Genomic DNA, 21349 nt, shown 5'->3' with positions numbered 1-21349 from the left:
CTTCCAGATCTGCGGATCGAAGTGAGCTGCATTCATGTCAATCCGCAGATCTGGAAGGCGCGATGGGAGGGGCCGGCCGGGTAGGCCCGGCGGGCCCGCGCAACATCACCTCACATCGCGCGACGCGGGCGGTTGGCCGAGTGGGCTCGTTCCGCCCACGCCACGGAGAGGGGTGAGGCTACTCGGCCCAGGAGAGCGGCACGTAGAGGTCTTGCACGCGGTCGCTGGCGGCGGTGTGGTCGTTGCGGGTGTAGAGCCCGCAGGCCTCGACCGTGCAGTCGACGTTCTCGTCGGCGGCGGCCGGCACCTCGATGTAGGCGGTGAATGCGCCGGTCGCGGTGTCGTCGAAGCTGCGCGCGCCGAACAGGCGCCAGGCGAAGGCCTCGTTGATCCAGTTCGACGGCGCCCACTGCACGACGCCTTCTTCGAACTCCTCGACCTCCTGCGAGCCGACGCCGCCGAGGCAGGGCCCGGGCTTCGCATCCAGCTCGTCGGGGATGCGGCAGACGGCGACGTAGAGTCCACGGTCGCCGTCGTAGCCAGCGCCGGTGACGACGAGGCGGTCGCCGGCCTGCACCGCGCTGAGGTCGGGAGCGTTGCCGTTCTCGGCGGCGACACTGAGGGTGCGCTCGCGGCCGTCGTCGCCGGTGGCGGTCACCTCGGTCGGATACTCGCCGGCGGGCACGCGGCCCTGGCCCGACGATCCCTGCGGGTTGTGCAGCACGATCGGCAGGGCGACGGCCGCGACGATCGCGAGCAGCAGGGCGACGATGACGCCGACGATCCACGGCCAGCGGCGTCGGCGGCGGGTCTCGGGGGCGGCGGTCACTCGCTCAGTGTAATGAGCGGCGCGGGCTGCGGCCCCGGGGCTGGCTAGGCTCTGCCCATGAGTTCGGCGCCTTCCGTCAGCGTGCGGCGGGTCTCGGCGCTCGAGCTCGCGGCCGTGTTCGTCGGTGGCCTGATCGGCACGAGTCTGCGCCTGCTCATCGACCTCGCGCTGGCGCACGATCTCGACGAGTTCGCGCTCAGCACCCTGCTCGTCAACACCCTCGGAGCCTTCGCGCTCGGCGTGCTGGTCGCGGCCCTGTGGCCGCGCGTGCCGGGGTGGGTGCGGGCGGGGCTGGGCCCGGGCATCCTGGGGTCGTTCACGACGTTCTCGGCGCTCGCGGTCTCGGTTGTCGCGCTGACCCAGGCGGGCGATCTCGTCGGTGCGGTGCTGACCGTGGTGCTGAGCATCGGGCTCGGGATGCTCGCCGCGTGGTCCGGCCTCACCCTCGGTGCCCGGCTCGGGGGCCTGGGGTCGCGCGGCTCTGCCGCCTCGCCAGCGGGCGGCGCGGGTGATGGCGACCGAGAGACTCCCGAATCCAAGGACGTCGACCGGTGACCCCGCTGCTGGTGCTCGCCGTCGCCGTGGGCGGAGCCCTCGGCGCCGTGCTGCGTCACCTCGCGGCAGTGGTCCTCACGTCGGGGAGTCTCTCGGGCCGCGGCCGCATTCCGTGGGGCGTGCTCGCGGTCAACGTCGTAGGGTCGTTCATCGCCGGGCTCGCGCTGGGCCTGCCCCTCGACCCGACCTGGAAGCACATCATCCTGACCGGATTCTGCGGCGGCCTCACGACCTTCAGCACGCTGTCGGTCGACACCCTGCAACTGATCCTTGACGGCAAGCGCCGCGCGGCCGCGGTGAGCGTGCTGCTCAACCTCGCGCTCGGCATCCCAGCCATGCTCCTCGGCCTCGGCCTCGCGGCTAGCCTCCGATTGGGGTGACTCCTTGGTAGGCGCCGCGGTTGTACTCCAATGGTCCGCCGACAGGTCTAGATCAGATGGCGTTCGGCTTGGTGTGAGTCGCTCCGGGCGCGCTCCCGCTACTCAAGAGCTGATCAGCGACCGACCTCAAATCAAGAACTCACGCCCACAGGCAATCGCCGGTTCAGATGTAGCCTCAACATTGCCTACAAAAGGAATCAGGGAACCTCACATTCGCGAGATTCCCTGCCCCTAGTTGGTGCGCCCGATAGGCGCTTCCTGAAGTGTACATCGTCCGGTTCCTCAGGCCTAGGAGGTCCGTATCGCCATGAGCGAAGTCCTTACTCTTCTTCCTGAACGACTCTTGGAACAAATCGAGCCTTGGACGCCTTGGGATCGTCGCGCCTGGGAGCCGGGTACCGTCCTGACGCTTAGGGAACTCTCGGAAGCGATCGCTTGGGTTCCAGAGGGCGTGCTTTCGTCAGGCTCGGTTGATTGGTTCAGGCAGGAGACACGAAGTCGAATCGGACAAGACAGCGGGCTCGCCGCTGGTGCAGTGCGGCAGCAGTTGGACGAAATCCTGCGGTCACCCATCCGGGCTGAAAGCCAAGCGCACAGGAGATTCGACGAACTCATTCGTTTCCTGTCCAAGTCCTACCTTGAGAACTGGAGGGAACAGTGTGCGATGAACCCTGACCTGGTCAACCTGGAACGAGCATCGAGACACATCTCTTCGCACGTTATCGATACGGGCTACAGCCCTGACTGGCTTCGAAAGAAGACTCAGCAACTCATCAGAGACAAGGCGAGCGCGCTAGACATTCTGGACGAATACATCGAACTCACTCGCCAGAAGCCCAAGCTTTTTGATGGCTTCGTGTTGGTTCACAATGCTCCGGATCTGCAACTGCTTGTGAAGCAAGAGAATTGGGTATCTCACGCGGAGACGAAACATCGACTTGAGAACGCCGGGGTCGAGGTCAGCGAACTCAACTTTGTAGGGTCCTTGTGGTTCAAGGTCCCGGCGCTCGACGAACGCTCAGCGGCAGAAGAGGTTGAGGAGCGCCTGCAACGCGTCGTAGTCCGGTCCAGCTTTCGGCGGGGCTCAGGGCGGATCGAGTTCGGTTCGAACTTCTACACGCGTCAGGGTCCGATGCGATTCTCGCAGGCCCGAAGGGGAATCGAGATGCCAAACTTGACTCAGGCGGTCTACGCTCCGCCCTCAGACGATGCGATAGCAGCCGCGCTTGACGATGCACTTCAACTTGCCTCGCCGATCTTGTCGGCAAGAAGCACCAGCGCCGTCGCCGGCGCGTGGGCGGCAATCGAATCTCTCCTTGTCACAGGACACGACTCGTCCGATCGCTTGATCGGAAGAGCAATCGCTGCAGATCGCGCCTCAACAGTGGTGACCGCGAGTTGGCCTCGCGCTGAACTCACCCGCCTTGCGTACCGAGTGTTGGGTAACTCGTCAACGAATCCAGCCCTGAAGGGGGAACTCGAGGTCACGAAGTCTGCCAAGTTGCTTCTTGCCAACACGGTGTTGACTTGGATCGAGCGTGGTACGCCGTTTCACTTCAAGGATGCTCGCGACCGTTGCGCCGAATTGCGAATGCAGGCCCTGGTTCGAAATCCTTACGCGGTCTTGGGTCGAGTGAAGCGATACACGACAAGCTCGTTCCGACGGCTCTACCGGCAACGAAACATGATCCTGCACGGCGGATCGGTGCGCCCGATTGGAGTAGGAGCTACCTTGCGCACTGCCGGTCCGCTATTGGGCGTGGTTATCGATCGGCTTACTCAAGCACATGCGCAAAGTGGCTTCAGGCCTCTTCAGGCCGTAGCCCACGCAGAAGTTGCAATTGCGTCAACCCGAGATGGCACGAGTTCGTACCTATCAACGCTTTCAGGGCCTTAATCTCCGAGGCCTTCAGTCTTTCGTCCACGCAGGCCCCTCTAGTCGCGACTCATGTCCGACGAACGCGACCCACCTCAGCTGACGCGGAACTCCAGCACCCCGCGCAGCGGGCGCGCGTGCAGCTGGTACTGCGGCAGTACGCCCGGCCCGCAGGCGGCTGTGCCCGCGCCGTGCTGCGCGAGGTCGAGCACGATGTGGGTGCGGGCATCCCGAACCAGCAGGTGATCGTGCGTCGTCGCGGCGAGGGTCTCGGTCGACCACGGGCGCACGGTCAGCGCCACGCCCTCCGGGGCGACGACCTCAAGCGCCGACGAGGGGCCACTCGACGCGCCGGCCAGCCGGGCCCAGCGCACATCGGCGCGGGCCCCCGACTCCTGCGGGCGCACCGTGCGCTCGAGCATGCCGTCGAGGGTTCGGGTGAACCAGCCCCAGTGCGCGGCCTGGCCCGTGTCGGGGTAGGCCGGGCCGGGGCCGCGGCCGAACCAGCGCACCTCGTCGACGAGGCCGGGCAGCGCGAACGAGACGCCCGCTCGCGCCCAGCGCAGGTCGACGCCCTCGGGCACGTGCGGCTGCAGGTCGACCGCGAGGCGCAGCGCGCCCGACTCGGCCGTGAAGACCCACGTGGCCGTGAGGCTCCAGTCGAGCGCGGCCGCGCCGATGCGCGTCACGACCTCGACGCGCTCGGGCGTGCGCTCGAGCGACACCAGGCGTGAGCGCAAGCGGTCGAGGCCCAGGGACTCCCAGCGCTCAGCATCCGACGGCGCCCCGCCCGTGTCCCAGCCCGCACCGCGATCGTTGTCGATCGGCGCGCGCCAGAGTTCGAGCCGCCAGTCCTCCACAGCCTGCGAGCCGAGCGCGGTAACCGCACCGGTCGCGTCATCGATCACCAGATCACTCAGCGACAGGATGCTCGCCGCCGTCAGCTCAACCGGCCGAACATCCGCGGCTCCTGTGGTCACGACCTGCGCTCGCGCCACGACCCAGCCGCGCGGAGCCCACGCCGTGTCGTCGGACTCCGAGGCTTCGACCGTCACGACCACACCGGGAGTACGCACGAGCGCGAGCAGATCGTCCGCAAGTGCGAACTCGCGGGTCTCGCGCGGCGGCACCGGCTCGAGCACGAGCCATCCGGCCGCGCCGTTGACCACGGTTGACTCGACACGGAAGTGGAACGCATACCGAGAGGTGTCGGTGTGGTCGAGGCGGCTGCGCACGCGCAGCACTCCGGCCTCCGCATCCAGATCAAGAACGACCGGCGAGAAGACGGCCGCGAGGTCAGCGAGTTGCGCGCGCGGCGTGCGGTCGGCGGCGATGAGTCCGTCGATGACGAAGTTTCCGTCGTGCAGGGGCTCGCCGAAGTCGCCGCCGTAGAACGTGCCCGTGCCACCACCGGGCAGCGCGCGGTGAATGCCGTGCTCGAGCCATTCCCAGACGAACCCGCCCATCAGGCGCGGGTAGCGGTCGAACAGCTCCTGGTACTCGGTCATGCCGCCGGGGCCCGTGCCCATCGCGTGCACGTACTCGCACAGCACGAACGGCATGCCGCGACGCCGCTCGTGCAGGGCGACCGGGTCGTTGTCGGGGCCGAGCTTCACCCAGGGGTCGTCGCCGAGCGGCGGCTCGAGGCCCTGCCCGATGAGCTCGACATCGGCGTGCGAGGCGTACATGCGGCTCCACACGTCCACATCGACACTCGCCTGGTCGCCCTCGTAGTGCAGCGGACGGGTGGCGTCGCGGCCGCGGATCTCGTCGGCCATCGCGGCGAGGTTGCGGCCGACCCCGGCCTCGTTGCCGAGCGACCACAGGATGATGCTCGGGTGGTTCTTGTCGCGCTCGACCATGCGCGCGGCGCGGTCGCGCAGGGCGGCCTCCCACTGCGGGCCGTCGGTGGGGTTCTCGCGCCAGCCGACGTCGCCGAAGCCGTGCGTCTCGAGGTCGCACTCGTCGATCACCCAGAAGCCGAGCTTGTCGGCGAGGTCGAGCAGGTCGGGGTGCGGCGGGTAGTGCGAGGTGCGGATGGCGTTGACGTTGTGCCGCTTCATGAGGTGCAGGTCGCGCACGAGCGTCTCGTACGGCACGGCCCGCCCGAAGTCGGGGTGGTGCTCGTGGCGGTTGACGCCGCGCAGCTGCACGGGGGCGCCGTTGACCTGGAAGACGCCGTCGACGATCGCCACCGTGCGGAAGCCGATGCGGGTCTCGACCGTCTCGCCGCCGGCTTCGGCCGGGCCGCTCGACACGCGGAGCGTGTACAGCTGGGGGCTCTCCGCCGACCACGGCTGAGCATCCGGAACCGCGACCTCGATACCGGGCGTCACCGTCAGCCCCAGTTCCGCGATCTCCGCCGTGATCGGGGCGTCGGATGCCGCGCGCACGTCGACCCGCAGGCTCGCGCCGCTCGGCCCCCACGCCGCCTCCGCGCGCACGTCGTCGATCGCGTGCGCGGGCCGCGCCCGCAGGGTCACCGAGCGGATGATGCCGGGGTTCCACCACTCGTCCTGGTCCTCCAGGTACGACGCGGCGCTGAAGGTGTGCACGCGCACCACCAGAACGTTCGAGGCGGCGAGCAGATCGCCGACCTCGAACACGGTCGGCAGGCGGCTGCCGCGCGTCGAGCCGACGAAGGTGCCGTTGAGCCACACGTCGCCGGCGCCCTCGATGCCCTCGAAGCGCAGCTGCGCCCGCTCGGCCGACGCGATGAACGCGGGGTCAGCGGAGAACCGCAGCCGGTGGTCGCCGATCGGGTTCTCGTCGGGCGGGTTCGGCGGGTCGAGCGGGAAGGGGTACTTCACGTTCGTATAGGCGGGAGCGCCGTGCGGCCCGCCGACCGTCGCATCGTGCACCGGCATCGTGAAGCTCGAGGGCACCGCGATGCCGCCCCAGGCACTGTCATCGAAATCCGGATGCTCGACCGAACGACCCGCCGCGTCGAGCTCGGCCGCCCGGGCACTCGGAGCCCAGCGGAACCGCCACAGCCCGTCGAGGCTGAGCACGGGCGCATCGGTGTCGACGGTCGCCACCGGCGCGAGCGCGCCCGGCGCGGGGCGCACGTCGTCGAGCGGGTGCGGGGCGGCGGGGCGGGGAACGGACGGCAGAGCATCCGCAGTCATCAGGCGCTGACCTCTCGTGCGGCGCTGACCTCGCGGAAGCGCAGGGTGCGCAGCTGGAACGGACGGAAGGGCAGCTCGATGCTGTCACCCTGCGCGGCCGGAGCGAAACCGGCGTCATCGGGCTCGAGTGCGCGCTCGAGCAGGTCACACACCTCGATGCGCGCGGCCCTGCCGTCGAGCGTGATCGTCGTGCGGGCCTTGCCGCCGCGCGACTCGTACAGCCGAACGACGAGGTCGCCCGAGCCGTCCTCCGCGAGCTTGACCGTCTCGACGACCACGGCCGGGTCGCTGCTCGTCACGAGCGGAGCGATCGGGGCCGCCGCGCGCAGCCCGCGGAGGGGGACGGCGAGGTCGTAGCCGAGCGCGACCGCGTCGCCGATGGTGGCTCCGGGCGCGATGCGGAAGCGCAGCAGGTGCTCGCCCTGATCGCTCTCGGGGTCGGGGAAGAGCGGGGCGCGCAGCAGCGAGAACCGCACGGTCGTCGTGGTGCCGCCGTCGGGGCGGGTGTCGCGGCCGACGTCGTAGCCGTAGGTCGAATCGTTCGCGATCGCGACGCCGTAGCCCGGCTCGGCGAGGTGCACGAAGCGGTGCTGGCAGGCCTCGAACCGCGCGGCGTCCCAGCTGGTGTTGGTGTGGGTGGCGCGGAACAAGTGCCCGAACTGTGTCTCGGCCGCGATGCGGTCGGCGTGCACGTCGAGCGGCACGGCGAGCTTGAGGATCCTCTCGCGCTCGCGCCAATCGATGCGGTTCTCGATCTCGAGCGCCGTCGCGCCCGCGCGGAGGATGAGGCGCTGCTCGATCGTGCTGACGGGCTTGTCGCCGCCGCCGATGCGGCGCACGGTGATGACGGTCGCCTCGTCGTCGGATGCCCGCACCCGGCGCTCGTCGGCGTCGAGCAGCTCGGTGACCGTGCGCTGGTAGTGCTGGTCGAGGTCCCACGCGTCCCACAGGTTCGGCAGGTCGCGGTGCAGGCGCAGCACGTTCGCGGGCTGCCCGACCGGGATCGCCTCACGCCCGTCGGCGTGGGCGATGAGCGAGGTCACGTGGCCCCGGGCATCCACGACCGCGCGGATGATGCCGTTGTCGAGCACCGTCGCGCCGTCGGGGCCCTCGGTCGCGGTGACCGACGGATGCGATGCCGCGAGCGGTGCCGCCCCCAGGGCCGGCACGCCCTCCCGCGCGAAGGGTGATGCGTTGACGACCACATCGTGGGCCGCGCCGTCGGCCGGCTCCCCGGCGAGCGCCGCGAGCGCCTCGCCGATGATGCCCTCGAGCGTCTCGGTCACGGCCGCGTGCCGCTGCTCGGCCTCGCGGTGCACCCAGGCGATGGAGCTTCCCGGCAGGATGTCGTGGAACTGCAGCAGCAGCACGGTCTGCCACGCGCGCTCGAGCGCCTCGCGCGGGTAGACGTAGGGCGAGGCGCTGCCGCGCGTGCGGACGGCGGCCGTCGCCGCCCACAGCTCGGCCTGCCGCAGCAGGGCCTCGTTGCGGCGGTTGCCCTGCTTGGTGCGCAGCTGCGAGGTGAACACGCCGCGGTGCAGCTCGAGATACATCTCGCCGCTCCACACGGGCGCCTGCGGGTACTCGGCCTGGGCATCCTCGAAGAATTCGCGGGCCGTGCCGATCGTGACGCGCGGCGAGCCCTCGAGGTTCGCGGTGCGGTGCGCGGCCTGGATCATCTCGCGGGTCGGCCCGCCGCCGCCGTCGCCCCAGCCGAAGGGCACGAGCGAGGTCGTGGCGCGACCCTTCTCGCTGAAATTGCGCTCGGCGTGCGCGAGCTCCTTGCCCGACAGCTCGCTGATGTAGGTGTCGACGGGCGGGAAGTGCGTGAAGACGCGCGTGCCGTCGATGCCCTCCCACCAGAAGGTGTGGTGCGGCATGGTGTTGATCTGATTCCACGAGATCTTCTGCGTGAGGAACCAGCGCGAGCCGGCGGCCGCGACGATCTGCGGCAGGGCGCCCGAGTAGCCGAACGAGTCGGGCATCCAGGCCTCCTCGCACTCGACCCCGAACTCGTCGAGGAAGAAGCGCTTGCCCGCGATGAACTGCCGCGCCATCGCCTCGCCACCCGGCATGTTGGTGTCGCTCTCGACCCACATGCCTCCGACGGGCACGAACTGGCCAGCCGCGACCTTCTCGCGGATGCGGGCGAACACCTGCGGGTGGTGCTCCTTCATCCAGAGGTACTGCTGGGCGCTCGAGCACGAGAACACGAAGTCGGGGTGCTCGTCCATCAAGTCCATGACGTTGGTGAACGTGCGGGCGCACTTGCGCACGGTCTCGCGCAGCGGCCACAGCCAGGCCGAGTCGATGTGGGCGTGGCCGGTGGCGAGGATGCGGTGGGCGCTCGCACTGGCGGGCTTCGCGAGCGCGGGTGACAGCGCGTCGCGGCCGGCCTGCGCGGTCGCCGGGATGCCCTCCGGATCGAGCACGTCGAGCATGTCCTCCAGCGCGCGCAGAATCTCGTGGCGCCGCGACGAGCCCTCGGGCAGCTCGTCCATGAGCCCCCGCAGGGTCCAGATGTCGGCCAGCAGGTGCCAGACGGTCTCGTCGCGCAGGGCCACCTCGAGCTGCTTCAGCTCGTACAGCGGCTCGTCGGGCGCGGTCTCCCACTGCCCGTACGGCGTCGGGTCGAAGGTGTACTCGCCCGCGACATCGGGGTTCGCCGCGGCCTCGATGAGCACGTCGATCCTGCGCTCCCCCGGCGCGACGGGCAGCCACGAGTTGAGCGGCGCGATCGACTTGATGAGGGTGCCGTCGGGCCGGTAGGCGAGCCCCTCGGCCTGGAAGCCCGAGCGCGAGCGGTTGTAGCCGAAGTCGACGAGAACCTCGATGCGCGTGCCAGCGGGCGGCTCGGGCAGCCAGGCGGCGGGCACCTCGCCCGTGACGCGCAGCCACACCGTCGACCAGGCGCGGCCCCAGCGCCAGCCGAGCGGCACGGGCTCGAAGCGCTGCCCGACCGCGGTCTCGAAGGGCACGGGTTCGCGCTCGACCTGCCACGCGGTCGCGGAGAGCGGATGAGCATCCCGATACAGCGCCGGCTGCAGGTGATCGCGTACGAAGCGATCGAGGCGGGCGACGACGAGGGCATGGTCCTTGTGCATGGGGGCTCTCTGCTGGTGGTGGGGCTGGTGGTGGAGGTGGACGAAGAAGGGCTAGCGCTCGGGCTCGATGATGAGCAGCCACGAGGTGATGGGGTCGTCGCCGAGCAGAGCGAGGCCATCCTCGAACAGCTCGACGCCCGACATGCGCCGCACATCGCCGTCGGCGAGGTCGCGCACCCGGTAGGTCGCATTCGGCTCGAGGCCCTGCAGGCGCACGCCGGCGGGCCGCGCACCGCCCTCGAGCACGAACGCGGCGAGCAGCACGCGGCCATCGGGGTGATTCACCTGGATGCTCGGCGCGCGCTCGCCGAACCCGCCGCGCTCGGGGCTCGCGGTGAGGGGCTGCAGCACGCCGTCGCGCACGAAGGGCACGAGCTCGGTGCGGAACAGCGCGACGTGCTCGCGCAGCCGCTCGAGCAGCTCGGGCCGCAGCTCGGGCAGCCGCAGGCTCACCCCGAAGCGGTGGACCATGGCCGCGCGCAGCATGCGATCGAACTCGTCGGTGCCCAGCGTCGCCCAGTCGCGCCGCGACGGCGGGTAGTCGCCCCGCCACTGCGACCACGACCAGTGCAGGATGCCGATGGGCGGCAGCAGGTGCCGCACGCCCCACAGCACCTGCAGGTGATGCTCGGTGTAGTCGGGGTCGCTCAAGAAGAAGCCGTGCACGTGGCGGGCAAGACCGAGGTCGATGCGCAGCCCGCCCGACGAGCACGACTCGACCAGGATGTCGGGGTGCCGCTCGCGCACGGCGTCGAGCACGGCGTAGAGGCCCTCGTAGTGCCGCAGCAGGCCGTCGCCCGCGCCGTGCCCGTGGTCGGTGCGCGTGCAGCCCGCGTCGGGGTCGATGTTGAAATCGAGCTTGATCCAGCGCGCCCCGGTCGTCGTGATGAGCGTGCTCATCGACTCGAGCACGTGCTCGCGACCCGCGGGCGAGCCCAGGCAGACGTAGCCCAGAAAGGTGGGGTCGTCGGGGTCGAGCGACTCGGTCTGCACGCGGTACGAGGGGTCGGCGCGCCGCGCCTCAACGCTGTGCGCCATCGCCTCCGGCCGCGCGGCCCGCAGCAGCGAGTGCGCGCCGACCGCCTCGGCCTCGATCCACATGCCCGGCAGCACGCCCGCGTCGCGGATGCTCTGCCCGAGCGCGGCGAGGCCCGAGGGGAACCGCGCGGTGTTGACGCTCGCCCAGTCGCCGCGCTGCTCCTGCCAGTAACTCGTCGGGTCGGCGGCGCCGAACCAGCCCGCGTCGACCGTGGCGACCTCGATGCCGACCTCGGCCGCGACGCGCGCGTTCTCGGCGATGACCTGCTCGTCGACCTCCTGGTCTTCGTACGGCCACCAGTGGTTCCACTCGACGGGCACGGCGTCGGTGAAGGGGGTGCGGGGCAGCCAGTCGGCGGCGACGGCGCGCTGCAGGGCGACGGCGGCCGAATCCAGCGTCGGGGCGATCGTCAGCACGACGCTCGGGGCGGTGACGCTCTCACCAGGAGCGAGCTCGACGAAGAACTGCCAGGGCGAGATGCCCGCGGTGACAAGCCCTCCGGCCATCGCGTGGATGTGCCAGTTGCCGCTGTAGGCGGGCGCGACGGTCACCGCGGCGCGCGGCTGATCGCCGCCCGGCACCGGGCGCGTCGTGGTCGCGACCGGCCCGCGCTCGAGCCCGAGCCAGGGGATCATGCCGTGCGAGCTGCGGCCCGACCGGCTCTCGAGCACGAGGTGATGCCCGGCGTGGCCGGCGAGCGGGCGAAACTCGTCGCCCCACGCGCTGCGGAACCCGTGGGTGCGCCAGTCGGCGCCGACGGCGAGCGACAGCGGGTCAATGCGCGTGATGGTCACGGGATGCTCGCCGTCGTTGCGCAGCACGAGCGCGTGCTCCCACACGGGCTCGCCGGCGATGCGGCGCGCGCTCCAGGTGGCGTGCAGCCGGTGCTCCACATCCCGACCGGCCGTGGCCAGCACGCCCGCGATCGTGACCCGATCGGCGTCGGTCGTGATCTGCGGCTCGCGCCAGCGATCGACGGGCCGGCGGTCGATCTCGACCAGAAGGGCGGGGGCATCGCTCAGAATGGTCTCGGCGAGCGCGACCGACACACGGCCGCCCTCGTCGGGCCGGGCGCGCAGCACTGCGTCGGTCATGCGGTCATCCTCACCTGTAGGCTTTACATCATACCTAAAGGGGTGTCGTGCGCGGCACCCCCGACGACCCTCCCCACCACCCTCTCGTCGAAAGAATCCGCCCGTGGCATCCTCCTCCCCCGCCAGGCCCGCACCCCTCCGCACCCGCCCGCTGCGCGTCGGCATCGTCGGCCTCGGCATGGGCTCGGTGCACCTCGAGGCCTTCGGCAGCCTGCCCGGCGTCGAGGTCGTCGCCCTCGCCGGCAAGGAGACCGATCGCCTGAACGCGCTCGGGGCGATGTACGAGATCCCGCACCTCCTCACCGAGTGGCAGGACCTCGTCACCCTGGAGGACCTCGACATCGTCAGCATCGCGACCCCCAACGCCCTGCACCACCCGATCACGATGGCCGCGCTCGCCGCCGGCAAGCACGTCTTCTGCGAGAAGCCGCTCGCGCTCGACACCGCGCAGGCCCGCGAGATGGTCGCCGCGGCGATCGAGCACGACCGCGTGCTCGAGGTGGCCTTCAACCACCGCCGCCGCGCCGACATCCAGTACGCCAAGCGCTACCTCGACGAGGTCGGCATCGGCCGGATCTACCACGCGCGCGCCTCGTGGAAGCGGCGGGCGGGCATCCCGGGCCTGCGCTCGTGGTTCACGAGCAAGCGCATGGCGGGCGGGGGCGCGCTCATCGACCTCGGGCCGCACGTGCTCGACTCGCTGCTCTTCCTGCTCGGCGAGCGCAAGGTCGCCGCCGTGAGCGCCGTCGCGCACGGCGAGCTGGGCCGGGCCGGCTACGGCGCGATGGACCGCAGCGAGCAGATGGCCTCCGATACCGGCGCGTTCGAGGTGGAGGATCTCGCGAGCGCGCTGTTCCGCTTCGACGACGGCTCGAGCGCCGCGTTCGAGATCACCTGGGCCGGCCACACGGTGGACGACGAAGACATCTCGATCGAGCTGCTCGGCGTCGACGGCGGGCTGCGCGTGTTCGTGCCGCGCTACGCGAGCGACGACACCCTGCGCATCTACCGCGACGTCGCCGGCCGCCCGGTCGACATCGCGCCCGAGGTGCACGTGCCCGGCGGCGAGCACCCGATCGTCATCGCCGAGTTTCTCGACCACGTGCGGTCGGGCCAGTGGGAGCACCACCGCGGCGAGTTCGCCCTGCACCGCACCGAGGTGCTCGACGCCTGCTACCGCTCGGCCGCCGAGGGCCGCGAGATCCGACTGGAGAGCTGATGACCGCCACCGCCCCCGCCGCCGGCGCGCCGCTGCGCGTGACCGTCTGGAACGAGAACCGGCACGAGAACTACCCCGACTCGCTCACCGCTCGGTTGTATCCGACGGGGATGCACGGGGCCATCGCCGCCGGCCTGACGAGCCTGCTCGGCGACGCCGTCACCGTGCGCACCGCGACGCTCGACGAGCCCGAGCACGGCCTGCCGCAGTCGGTCGTGGACGACACCGATGTTCTGCTGTGGTGGGGCCACGAGGCGCACCCCGAGGTCGACGACGCCGTCGTCGACCGGCTCTACGACGCGGTGCTCGGCGGCATGGGCATCATCGTGCTGCACTCGGGCCACTACTCGAAGATCTTCAAGAAGCTCATGGGCACGACCTGCTCGCTGCGCTGGCGCAACGACGGCGACCGCGAGGTGGTGTGGACGGTCGACCCAACCCACCCGATCGCCGCCGGGGTGCCCGACCCGCTCGTGATCGAGGCGCAGGAGATGTACGGCGAGTTCTTCGACATCCCCACACCGGAGGAGCTCATCTTCATCTCGTCGTTCTCGGGCGGCGAGGTGTTCCGCTCGGGCTGCACCTGGACCCGCGGGCACGGGCGCGTGTTCTACTTCTCGCCGGGCGACCAGGAGTATCCCGTCTACAACGACCCGAGCATCCACCGCGTGCTCGCCAACGGCGTGCAGTGGGCCGCCCCCACGCGCCGCGGCCCCGCCATCGACGCGACCTTCCACGCGCGCGGCTGGTTCGACGGCGAGCGGTAGAGCCGGTCACCTCGACAGCTCGCGAGGCCGGGCGCTCGGGCAGCCCGGCCCCGCGAGGTCTGTGACGCCTAGCGGCTGACGCCGACCTGCAGGCCCTGCATGATGTACTTCGACGCGAAGGCCAGCAGGATCAGCGGGATCGACGCCGTGATGAACAGGCCCGCCGAGACCAGCGGTTGATCGGTGAGGAAGCGGTCGCCGATGCTCGCGAGCGTCGGGGTGAGCAAGCGCATCGACTCCTCGGGGATGAGGATGAAGGCGAAGATCAGCTCGTTCCAGACGCCGAGGAACTGCAGCACGGCGAGGGTCGCCACCCCACTCGAACCCATCGGCGCGACGATCGACCACATGATGCGGAAGAAGCCGGCGCCGTCGATGCGGGCCGCCTCGATGACCTCGTCGGGGATGCCCCGGAACGAGAGCGTCAGGAAGAACGTCGCGAACGGCAGACCGGTCGCCACGTAGACCAGGATCAGGCCCCAGTAGGTGCCGACCAGGTCGAGGCGGGCGAGCATCAGGTAGATCGGGATGATCAGCACCGGGCCGGGGATGAGCATGACCGACACGAACGTCGCCGTGATGTACTTCGTGCCCGGCACCGGCAGCTTCGCCAGAGCGAAGCCGGCGAGCGACGCGAGGACGAGCACGATGGCGACCGACACGGTGCTGACGAACATGCTGTTGAGGAAGGCCTGCCCTGCCCCGTACGTGGTCGAGAGGTTCAGGTAGTTGTCGAACGTCCAGATGCCGGGAAGCCCGAAGGGATCCTGCAGGTAGTCGGCATTCGGTCGCAGCGACGTGATGATGACGAAGTAGAGCGGGTACACGATCGTGGCGGCGACCACGACGAGGGCGATGAAGATCGGCCACTGGGTGCGGCTCGATGAGATGCGCTTGCTGACGACGACGTCGTCTTCGACGACGGCCATGTCAGTCCTCCTCCTGCAGCTTGAAGACCTTGTTCTGGATCAGCGTCAGGATGCCGATGAACAGGAACAGGATGACCGCCAGCGCCGCGCCCGAGCCGAGGTTCGTGCTCGAGAACGCCCGCAGGTAGACGAGGTAGTCGATCGTGGTGGTGTCGAAGCCCGGGCCGCCCGCCGTCATGACGAAGACGAAGCCGAACAGGGACGAGAACGTGTAGAGCACGTTGATGATGAAGACGAAGCCGAGCACGCGCCGGATGTTGGGCAGGGTGATGTACCAGAGACGCTTCCACCATCCGGCCCCGTCGATCGCGGCCGCCTCGAAGACGGCGGGGTTGATCGAGGTGAGGCCGGCGAGCAGCAGCAGGGCCTGGTAGCCGAATCCCGCCCAGACGAGGGCGAGGATGATGATCGCGATCGCGGTGCCGCCGTTGGTGAAGAACTGGATCGGCTCGATGCCGAACAACCCGAGGGCCTGGTTCACCCCGCCGTAGTAGCCGAAGGCGTTGCGGAACATGATGCCGATGACGGCGACGGAGAGCACGTTCGGCAAGAAGAAGATGACGCGGAAGAACTTCCAGCCGCGCACGCGCTCGAACAGCAGCACCGACACGATGAGTGCCGCGAAGATCACGAGCGGAACCGAGATGAGGAACTTCAGGTTGTTGAGGAAGACCTGGTGGACGATCGGGTCGTTGAAGAGCGCGATGTAGTTGTCGAGTCCGCGCCACTCGTAGGTGAGGCCGTTCGTCTTCGTGAACGAGATGAAGAGCGCGAATCCGACGGGGAAGGCCATGAAGCCGACGACGATGAGGAAGGCCGGAAGAACGGCGAGCAGACCGACAATACGGTCACGCCGGCGGATGCCTCCGGGCTTGCGGGGGGCCCCGCCCGTGGGCGCCGCCGAAGCGGCACCCACGCGCGAGGTCAGAGCGGCTGAGGTCACTGGTTCGCGATCTCAGATTCGTACGACGCCTTCAGCTGCGCGACCGCGTCCTCCGGCGTGATGGTGCCGAGGAAGACACCGGCGTTCACGCGGTAGAAGAGGTCGATCGTCGCCTGGGGCATGACCGAGTCGAACGCGAAGGTCACGCCGTCGGTCGCCAGCGCCAGCTGCTCGAACTGCTGACGCAGCAGCGGGCTCTGGATCTTCGACGGGTCACCGTCCTTGTGGTTCGAACCCTGGGTCTGGTACAGCTCGACGAAGACGTCCTGGTTCTCGGCCTGGGCCAGGAACTTGAGGAACTCCGCGGCGAGCTCCTTGTTCTCGGAGGTCTCCGAGATCGAGATCGCGATCTCGGGGCCACCGGCGCCGATGGCCGGGTAGGGCGAGCCCTCGAGCGTCGGGATGAAGAACGAGCTCACGCCGTCCTCACCGAACGCGTCGAGCATGTTGTTGTTCTCCCAGCTGCCGACGAGGTAGTAGGCGCTGCTGCCGTTGACGAAGCCCGCGGTCGACTCACCGTTCGACACCTGGCCGGCGTCAGGGTTGGTCAGGCCGCTCGCGCCCCACTCGGCGAACGCCTCGTAGGCGCGCACCATGGCGGGGTCGTCGACGGGGATGTCACCGGCGTACATCTGGGTGAAGACCGACTCGCCGAGCTGGCCGCCGACGAGCGCGGAGATCATCCAGGCGCCGACGTAGCCCTCGAGGTTCGCGACCCAGAAGCCGTTCTTGTCGGTGTTGTCGACAACCTGCTGGCCGTTCGCCATCAGCTCCTCCCACGTCGTGGGCGGGTTGGCGGGGTCGAGGCCGGCCTCCTCCAGAACGGCGTGGTTCTGGAAGACGGTGAAGAGGTTGCCCGCACCGTAGGGCATGCCCAGGAGGCGACCGTCGGTCTTGAAGCCCTCGCGGTTGACGTTGACACCGGCAAGGTTGTCGAGAACCTCGGGCCCGAGCAGCGGGTCGAGGTCGGTGAAGAAGTCGGCGAACGAGATGGTCGGGCCACCCGCGTACTGGATGCGGATGTCGGGGCCGTCACCGGCGATCGCGGCTGCCTGGAACTGTGCACTGTTCGCGGTGATGTCGCCACCCTGCTGCACGACCTCGATGCTCACACCGGGGTTGGCCTCTTCGAACTTCGCCGCCATCTGGTCGATGAACGAGTTCTCGAGGTCGGGGTCGCCGTTCTCGAGCGTGCGCCCGAGGATTCCGGTGTCCCAGATGAGCAGCTCGCCGCTGGCCTCTTCGGCCGGCTCAGCCGGGGCGCAGGCCGCAAGACCGGCGACCAGGCCGACGGTCGCGACGATCGCCGCTACCTTCCGTGTTGACATTGCTGTGTCCTTCCTATTGGGCACACGACCGGGTGCTCCCGGCCGTTTCGGGAATCGCACGCAGCAGGACGGCACGTCGCCGGGCCGTCTCGTCAGCGGCGAGCTTCGGGCGAGCGGGGGAGCCCGCCGAAGGTCTCGGGGAACGCGGTACGGACGGCAGCAGGCGCGAGCCACGGCGGGCAGCCGGGGTGCTCTCGAGCGTCTGCGACATCATCGTCCGTTTCTTTCGCATGGTGGTCACGCCACCTCGATGCGGTCATTACATCATATGTAGACACCTGATGCGCAAGCACGGTTGCCAATTTGTTACCGACTTCCGGCCCCACCGTCGGTGTAACGTATGATGTAACGGTGCTCCGCGCGGTGGCGAGCACGGGCGACCCGCCCGCGTCTCCCCCGGCGGCAGGCGCTCACCATCCGACCATCGCGAAGGCGGCACACGGCCCATGAACATCGACTCCGTCGACTTCTTCTACGCTTCGATGCCCGAGGTCACCCTCGAGGCCGACGGCAGTCAAGACGCCCTCCTCGTGCGCGTGACCGCCGGCGGGCACATCGGCTGGGGCGAGTGCGAGGCCTCGCCGCTGACGTCCATCGCCGCGTTCGTCACCCCCCGATCGCACGGCGTGTGCCAGCCGGTCGCCGACTCCGTTCTCGGCGAGCGCATCGACTCGCCCGCCGACATCCTGCGCATCGCCCGCAACGTCGGGCGCAACAGCATGGACCTGCTGCAGGCCGGCCACACCTGGTCGGGCATCGAGATCGCGCTGTGGGATCTGCTCGGCAAGGCCAAGGAGCAGCCCGTCTGGCAGCTGCTGGGGTACGAGCGCACGTACGCGAAGCTTCCGTACGCTTCCATGCTCATGGGCGACACCCCGCAGGGCACTCTCGACCGCGCGCGGCTCGCGCGCGCCAACGGGTTCCGCGCCGTGAAGTTCGGCTGGGGCAGCTACGGCACCGGAACGGCCGCCGACGACGCCGACCACGTCGCCGCGGCCCGCGAGGGCCTCGGCGATGACGCGCAGCTGCTCATCGACGCGGGGCAGATCTGGGGCGACGACGTCGAGGCGGCCGCCGCGCGGCTCGAGGCGCTCGAGAAGGCGCACGCGACCTGGCTCGAAGAGCCCTTCCTGCCGCACGCCTACGTCGCCCACTCCCAGCTTGCAGGGCGGGCCCGCACGGTCGGCATCGCCGGCGGAGAAGGCGCCCACACGGTGCACATGGCGACCAACCTCATCGACTACGGCGGGGTGCGCTTCATCCAGGTCGACGCGGCACGCATCGGCGGTATCGGCGCCTCGAAGGCGGTCGCCGATCATGCCGTGCAGCGCGGCGTCACCTACGTCAACCACACCTTCACGTCGCACCTCGCGCTCTCGGCATCGATGCAGCCCTACGCGGGCCTCGCCGACCACCGCATCTGCGAGTACCCCGTCGAGCCGAAGCCCGTCGCCCTCGCCATCTCGAGCAATCACATCCTGCTCGACGAGAACGGCGAGGTGCGGGCTCCCGACGCGCCCGGGCTCGGAATCGACGTCGACCTGGCTGGTCTCGTACCGTATCTGCGTCACGTCGAGATCTCGATCGACCACGAGCGCGTCTACACGAGCCCCGATGTGCCCCATAGGGTGAGTGAAGTCGTCTAGCAGGCAGGAGGCCCGCGCATGGCAGAGATCGTCGCCGATGCCGATCGCGCCGCGGGGTACGCCATGCGAGGCCTCCAGGCCAGAGTCATCGACGGCGTCGGCCGCCAGATCATCAGTGGGCAGTACCGCCCCGGCGACCTCCTGCCGAAAGAGGCCGAGCTCACCGACCACTTCGGCGTCTCGCGCACCTCGGTGCGGGAGGGCATGCGCGTGCTCGCCGCGAAGGGCCTTGTCGACATCCGTCAGAAGATCGGCACCCGGGTGCGGCAGCCCGAAGCGTGGAACGTCTTCGACAGCGACATCCTGCGCTGGCACACGGAGGTCGGCCGCGGTGACGAGATCATGCGCAACCTCGTCGAGGTGCGCCAGATCATGGAACCGGCCGCCGCACGCCTCGCGGCCGGTCGCGCATCGATGGACGACCTGCGGCGCATGGACGACGCCCTCGCCGCGATGGTCGCCAACTCGACCCACCGCGAGGGCTACGCCCACGCCGACGTCGAGTTCCACCTCGCTGTCTACGCCGCCTCGCACAACGTGCTGCTGCGCCAGTTCGGCAGCGTCGTCGCCGACTTCATGTACGCCTCGTTCAACGTGCAGCAGGCGACCGCGGCCGACGACGAGGTCTTCCTCGAAGACGCCGAGACGCACGCGGCCGTGTTCCACGCCATCAACGGCGGCAACGGCGAGAAGGCGGCCGACGCCATGCTGCGCGTCGTGCTCGACGGCAAGAACGCCCTCATCAAGGCCCTCAGCGAGCAGCGCGACAGCGCCTCCTGAGACCGGCGCCGTCGTGATCGGGGGCGATGGATGACCGCGCAGCCCGCCGTGACGCTCGAGCGCGGTCGGGTCACGGCGAGGGTGCTGCCCGACGAGGGCGGCGTGCTCGTCGACCTGCTCGTCGACGGTCGGCCGGTGCTCGCGACGACGCCGTGGGCGAGTTCGGTGCAGCCCGCCGCCTCGGCAGCGGCCGCGATCGCCCCGAGCGAGGCCGACTGGGTCGGCCGCTGGCGCGGGGGGTGGCAACTGTGTTATCCGACAGCGGGGCAGCCCAACCCGCGTGCGGCGGTGCCCGAAGGCTTTCACGGCGCGGCCTCGCAGGCGCCGTGGCTGCAGGTCAGCCGCGCCCCCGACGCGATCGCCCTCGGCTGGGCCGACCGGCATGGTCTGAGCGCTGAGCGACTCTGGCGGCTCAGCGATAGCGGTGCGGCCGTCGGCATGCGCGTGCGCAACGACGGGCCGACGACGCGCTCGCTCGCCATCGCCGAGCACCTCATCCTCGGCGGCTCGCTGCTCGCCGCGCCGCTCTCCGTCGCGCCGCCGCCGGGCACGGTGCTGCGCGAGCTCGACTACGCGGGCCTGCCGACCGGTCGCCGCGACCGGTGGCCGGGCGACCCCGGTGACCGCTGGGCCGTCGTCGACGCGGCGACCCCCGCCCGGGTCGTCGCCCTCGAGCACCTCGCGCCGCAGCGCATCGAGCTGCGCGGAGCGCACGCCGCGGTCGTCGTCGAGTGGCAAGGCGCGGCCCTTCCGCACGCGCTGCTCTGGGAGGAGCTGGCCGTCTCGACCGACCCGCCCTGGAACGGGCAGGTGCGCGCCCTCGGCATCGAACCGACCTCGACCCCGCACGGCGCGGGCACCGCGCTCGACGAGGGCATCGTGCGGCTGCCGCCCGGCGGCGAGCTCAGCTGGAGCGTCGCGCTCGACGTGACGTGGGCATCCGCACCCGGCACCCCCGCACCCGACCCCGCCCCTCACCCCGAATCGGAGGCACCATGACCGACCCCGCCCTGCGCACGATCGTCACCGGAGCGGCCAACGGCATCGGCGCGGCGATCGCCGACCGGCTGCGCCAGCGCGGCGACACCGTCGTCGGCCTCGACCGCGAAGCCGGCGACGACATCATCACCGTCGACCTCGCCGACCCGGCCGATCGCGCCCGTGCGGTGGATGCGGCGCTCGCGCAGCTCGGCGGCGCCGACGTTCTCGTGTGCGTCGCCGGCGTCTTCCGGCAGGGGTCGATCCACGACAGCGGCTTCGACGACTGGCGCGCGGTGTGGGCGGTCAACCTCGATGCCCCGCTCGACCTCATGCGCATGATCAGTCCCGGGATGGCGGCGCAGGGCTTCGGGCGCATCGTGACCATCACGAGCGTGCACGCCCGGCAGGCGCAGCCCGGCTGCCTCGCCTACGACGTCTCGAAGGCGGGGCTCGAGGCGGCCACGCGCTCGGCCGCGCTCGACCTCGCCCGCCACGGCGTGCTCGCCAACGCGGTCGCGCCCGGCTTCGTGCGCACGCGCATGAGTCTGCTGCCCGACGGCACCGACGAGACCGACACCGACGAATTCCGTCAGCAGTATGTGACGAGCGGCAAGCTGCCCCTCGGCCGCGCGGCCCATCCAGCCGAGATTGCTCCTGCGGTCGAGTTCCTGACATCCCGCGCCAATACGTACACCACCGGCCAGGTGCTGACCGTCGACGGCGGTCTCACCATGACGTTCTAGGGGCGCGC

Annotated in this window: 16 protein-coding genes; 9 read left to right on the top strand and 7 right to left on the bottom strand. The window is 69.9% G+C overall.

All coding sequences use genetic code 11. From position 1 onward, the window contains the following. Positions 1–178: 178 nt before the first annotated feature. Positions 179–829: a hypothetical protein gene (locus BJ959_RS08435; RefSeq protein ID WP_153982078.1), complete on the bottom strand. Its 651-nt coding sequence runs from the start codon at positions 827–829 to the stop codon at positions 179–181. A 57-nt stretch (positions 830–886) separates the two neighbouring features. On the opposite strand from BJ959_RS08435, the gene BJ959_RS08430 reads away from it, so the two are divergent. From BJ959_RS08430 to BJ959_RS08420, 3 genes are all read left to right on the top strand, one after another. Further along, positions 887–1384, top strand: a complete 498-nt coding sequence (locus tag BJ959_RS08430) for a fluoride efflux transporter FluC (RefSeq protein ID WP_153982079.1) — start codon at positions 887–889, stop codon at positions 1382–1384. After that, positions 1381–1764 carry a fluoride efflux transporter CrcB gene (gene crcB, locus BJ959_RS08425; RefSeq protein ID WP_341799909.1) on the top strand — a complete coding sequence of 128 codons (384 nt, stop codon included), beginning with the start codon at positions 1381–1383 and terminating at the stop codon, positions 1762–1764. Before BJ959_RS08430 ends, crcB begins: the two co-directional genes overlap by 4 nt. A 307-nt stretch (positions 1765–2071) precedes the next feature. Further along, entirely contained in the window at positions 2072–3661 is a 1590-nt protein-coding gene (locus tag BJ959_RS08420; RefSeq protein WP_153982080.1) for a hypothetical protein, read from the top strand. Positions 3662–3735: 74 nt separating this feature from the next. Here BJ959_RS08420 and BJ959_RS08415 read toward each other — a convergent pair whose 3' ends face one another. Genes BJ959_RS08415 through BJ959_RS08405 form a run of 3 tightly spaced genes read right to left on the bottom strand, consistent with a single transcriptional unit; the run spans position 3736 to position 12005 of the window. Further along, positions 3736–6768: a glycoside hydrolase family 2 TIM barrel-domain containing protein gene (locus BJ959_RS08415; protein WP_153982081.1), complete on the bottom strand. Its 3033-nt coding sequence runs from the start codon at positions 6766–6768 to the stop codon at positions 3736–3738. Then, entirely contained in the window at positions 6768–9872 is a 3105-nt protein-coding gene (locus BJ959_RS08410; protein WP_153982082.1) for an alpha-mannosidase, read from the bottom strand. Before BJ959_RS08410 ends, BJ959_RS08415 begins: the two co-directional genes overlap by 1 nt. 51 nt (positions 9873–9923) lie before the next feature. Then, positions 9924–12005, bottom strand: coding sequence for an alpha-galactosidase (locus BJ959_RS08405; protein ID WP_165878993.1), 2082 nt, complete (start codon positions 12003–12005; stop codon positions 9924–9926). Positions 12006–12108: 103 nt separating this feature from the next. On the opposite strand from BJ959_RS08405, the gene BJ959_RS08400 reads away from it, so the two are divergent. Together BJ959_RS08400 and BJ959_RS08395 are read left to right on the top strand one after the other, a co-directional pair. Then, complete coding sequence (locus BJ959_RS08400; protein ID WP_207949145.1) at positions 12109–13224, top strand: Gfo/Idh/MocA family oxidoreductase; 1116 nt, start codon at positions 12109–12111, stop codon at positions 13222–13224. Next, complete coding sequence (locus tag BJ959_RS08395) at positions 13224–13991, top strand: ThuA domain-containing protein (RefSeq protein WP_153982085.1); 768 nt, start codon at positions 13224–13226, stop codon at positions 13989–13991. The genes BJ959_RS08400 and BJ959_RS08395 overlap by 1 nt, the downstream gene beginning before the upstream one ends. 68 nt (positions 13992–14059) lie before the next feature. Here BJ959_RS08395 and BJ959_RS08390 read toward each other — a convergent pair whose 3' ends face one another. From BJ959_RS08390 to BJ959_RS08380, 3 genes are read right to left on the bottom strand one after another with little or no spacing between them, the layout of a single operon-like run. Continuing rightward, a complete protein-coding gene (locus BJ959_RS08390; RefSeq protein WP_153982086.1) occupies positions 14060–14920 on the bottom strand; it encodes a carbohydrate ABC transporter permease in 861 nt (286 codons plus the stop codon). Position 14921: 1 nt separating this feature from the next. Next, positions 14922–15863: an ABC transporter permease subunit gene (locus BJ959_RS08385; protein WP_153982087.1), complete on the bottom strand. Its 942-nt coding sequence runs from the start codon at positions 15861–15863 to the stop codon at positions 14922–14924. Beyond that, entirely contained in the window at positions 15860–17191 is a 1332-nt protein-coding gene (locus BJ959_RS08380) for an ABC transporter substrate-binding protein (protein ID WP_153982088.1), read from the bottom strand. Before BJ959_RS08380 ends, BJ959_RS08385 begins: the two co-directional genes overlap by 4 nt. A gap of 446 nt (positions 17192–17637) precedes the next feature. Here BJ959_RS08380 and BJ959_RS08375 point away from each other — a divergent pair, with 446 nt between their 5' ends. Genes BJ959_RS08375 through BJ959_RS08360 form a run of 4 tightly spaced genes read left to right on the top strand, consistent with a single transcriptional unit; the run spans position 17638 to position 21341 of the window. After that, positions 17638–18837 (top strand): mandelate racemase/muconate lactonizing enzyme family protein, encoded by a 1200-nt coding sequence (locus tag BJ959_RS08375; protein ID WP_153982089.1) that lies wholly within the window; start codon positions 17638–17640, stop codon positions 18835–18837. A gap of 18 nt (positions 18838–18855) precedes the next feature. Continuing rightward, the gene (locus BJ959_RS08370; protein ID WP_153982090.1) at positions 18856–19617 is read left to right on the top strand and encodes a FadR/GntR family transcriptional regulator; all 762 of its coding nucleotides are present in this window, start codon (positions 18856–18858) and stop codon (positions 19615–19617) included. Positions 19618–19647: 30 nt separating this feature from the next. Continuing rightward, positions 19648–20616 (top strand): aldose epimerase family protein, encoded by a 969-nt coding sequence (locus BJ959_RS08365; RefSeq protein WP_153982091.1) that lies wholly within the window; start codon positions 19648–19650, stop codon positions 20614–20616. After that, a complete protein-coding gene (locus BJ959_RS08360; protein ID WP_153982092.1) occupies positions 20613–21341 on the top strand; it encodes an SDR family NAD(P)-dependent oxidoreductase in 729 nt (242 codons plus the stop codon). Before BJ959_RS08365 ends, BJ959_RS08360 begins: the two co-directional genes overlap by 4 nt. Positions 21342–21349 lie beyond the last annotated feature (8 nt).

The organism is Microcella frigidaquae (genome assembly GCF_014200395.1).
Classification (GTDB): domain Bacteria; phylum Actinomycetota; class Actinomycetes; order Actinomycetales; family Microbacteriaceae; genus Microcella; species Microcella frigidaquae.
The sequence above is the reverse complement of the archived record's forward strand: the minus strand, read 5'-3'. Positions and strand labels throughout refer to the sequence as shown.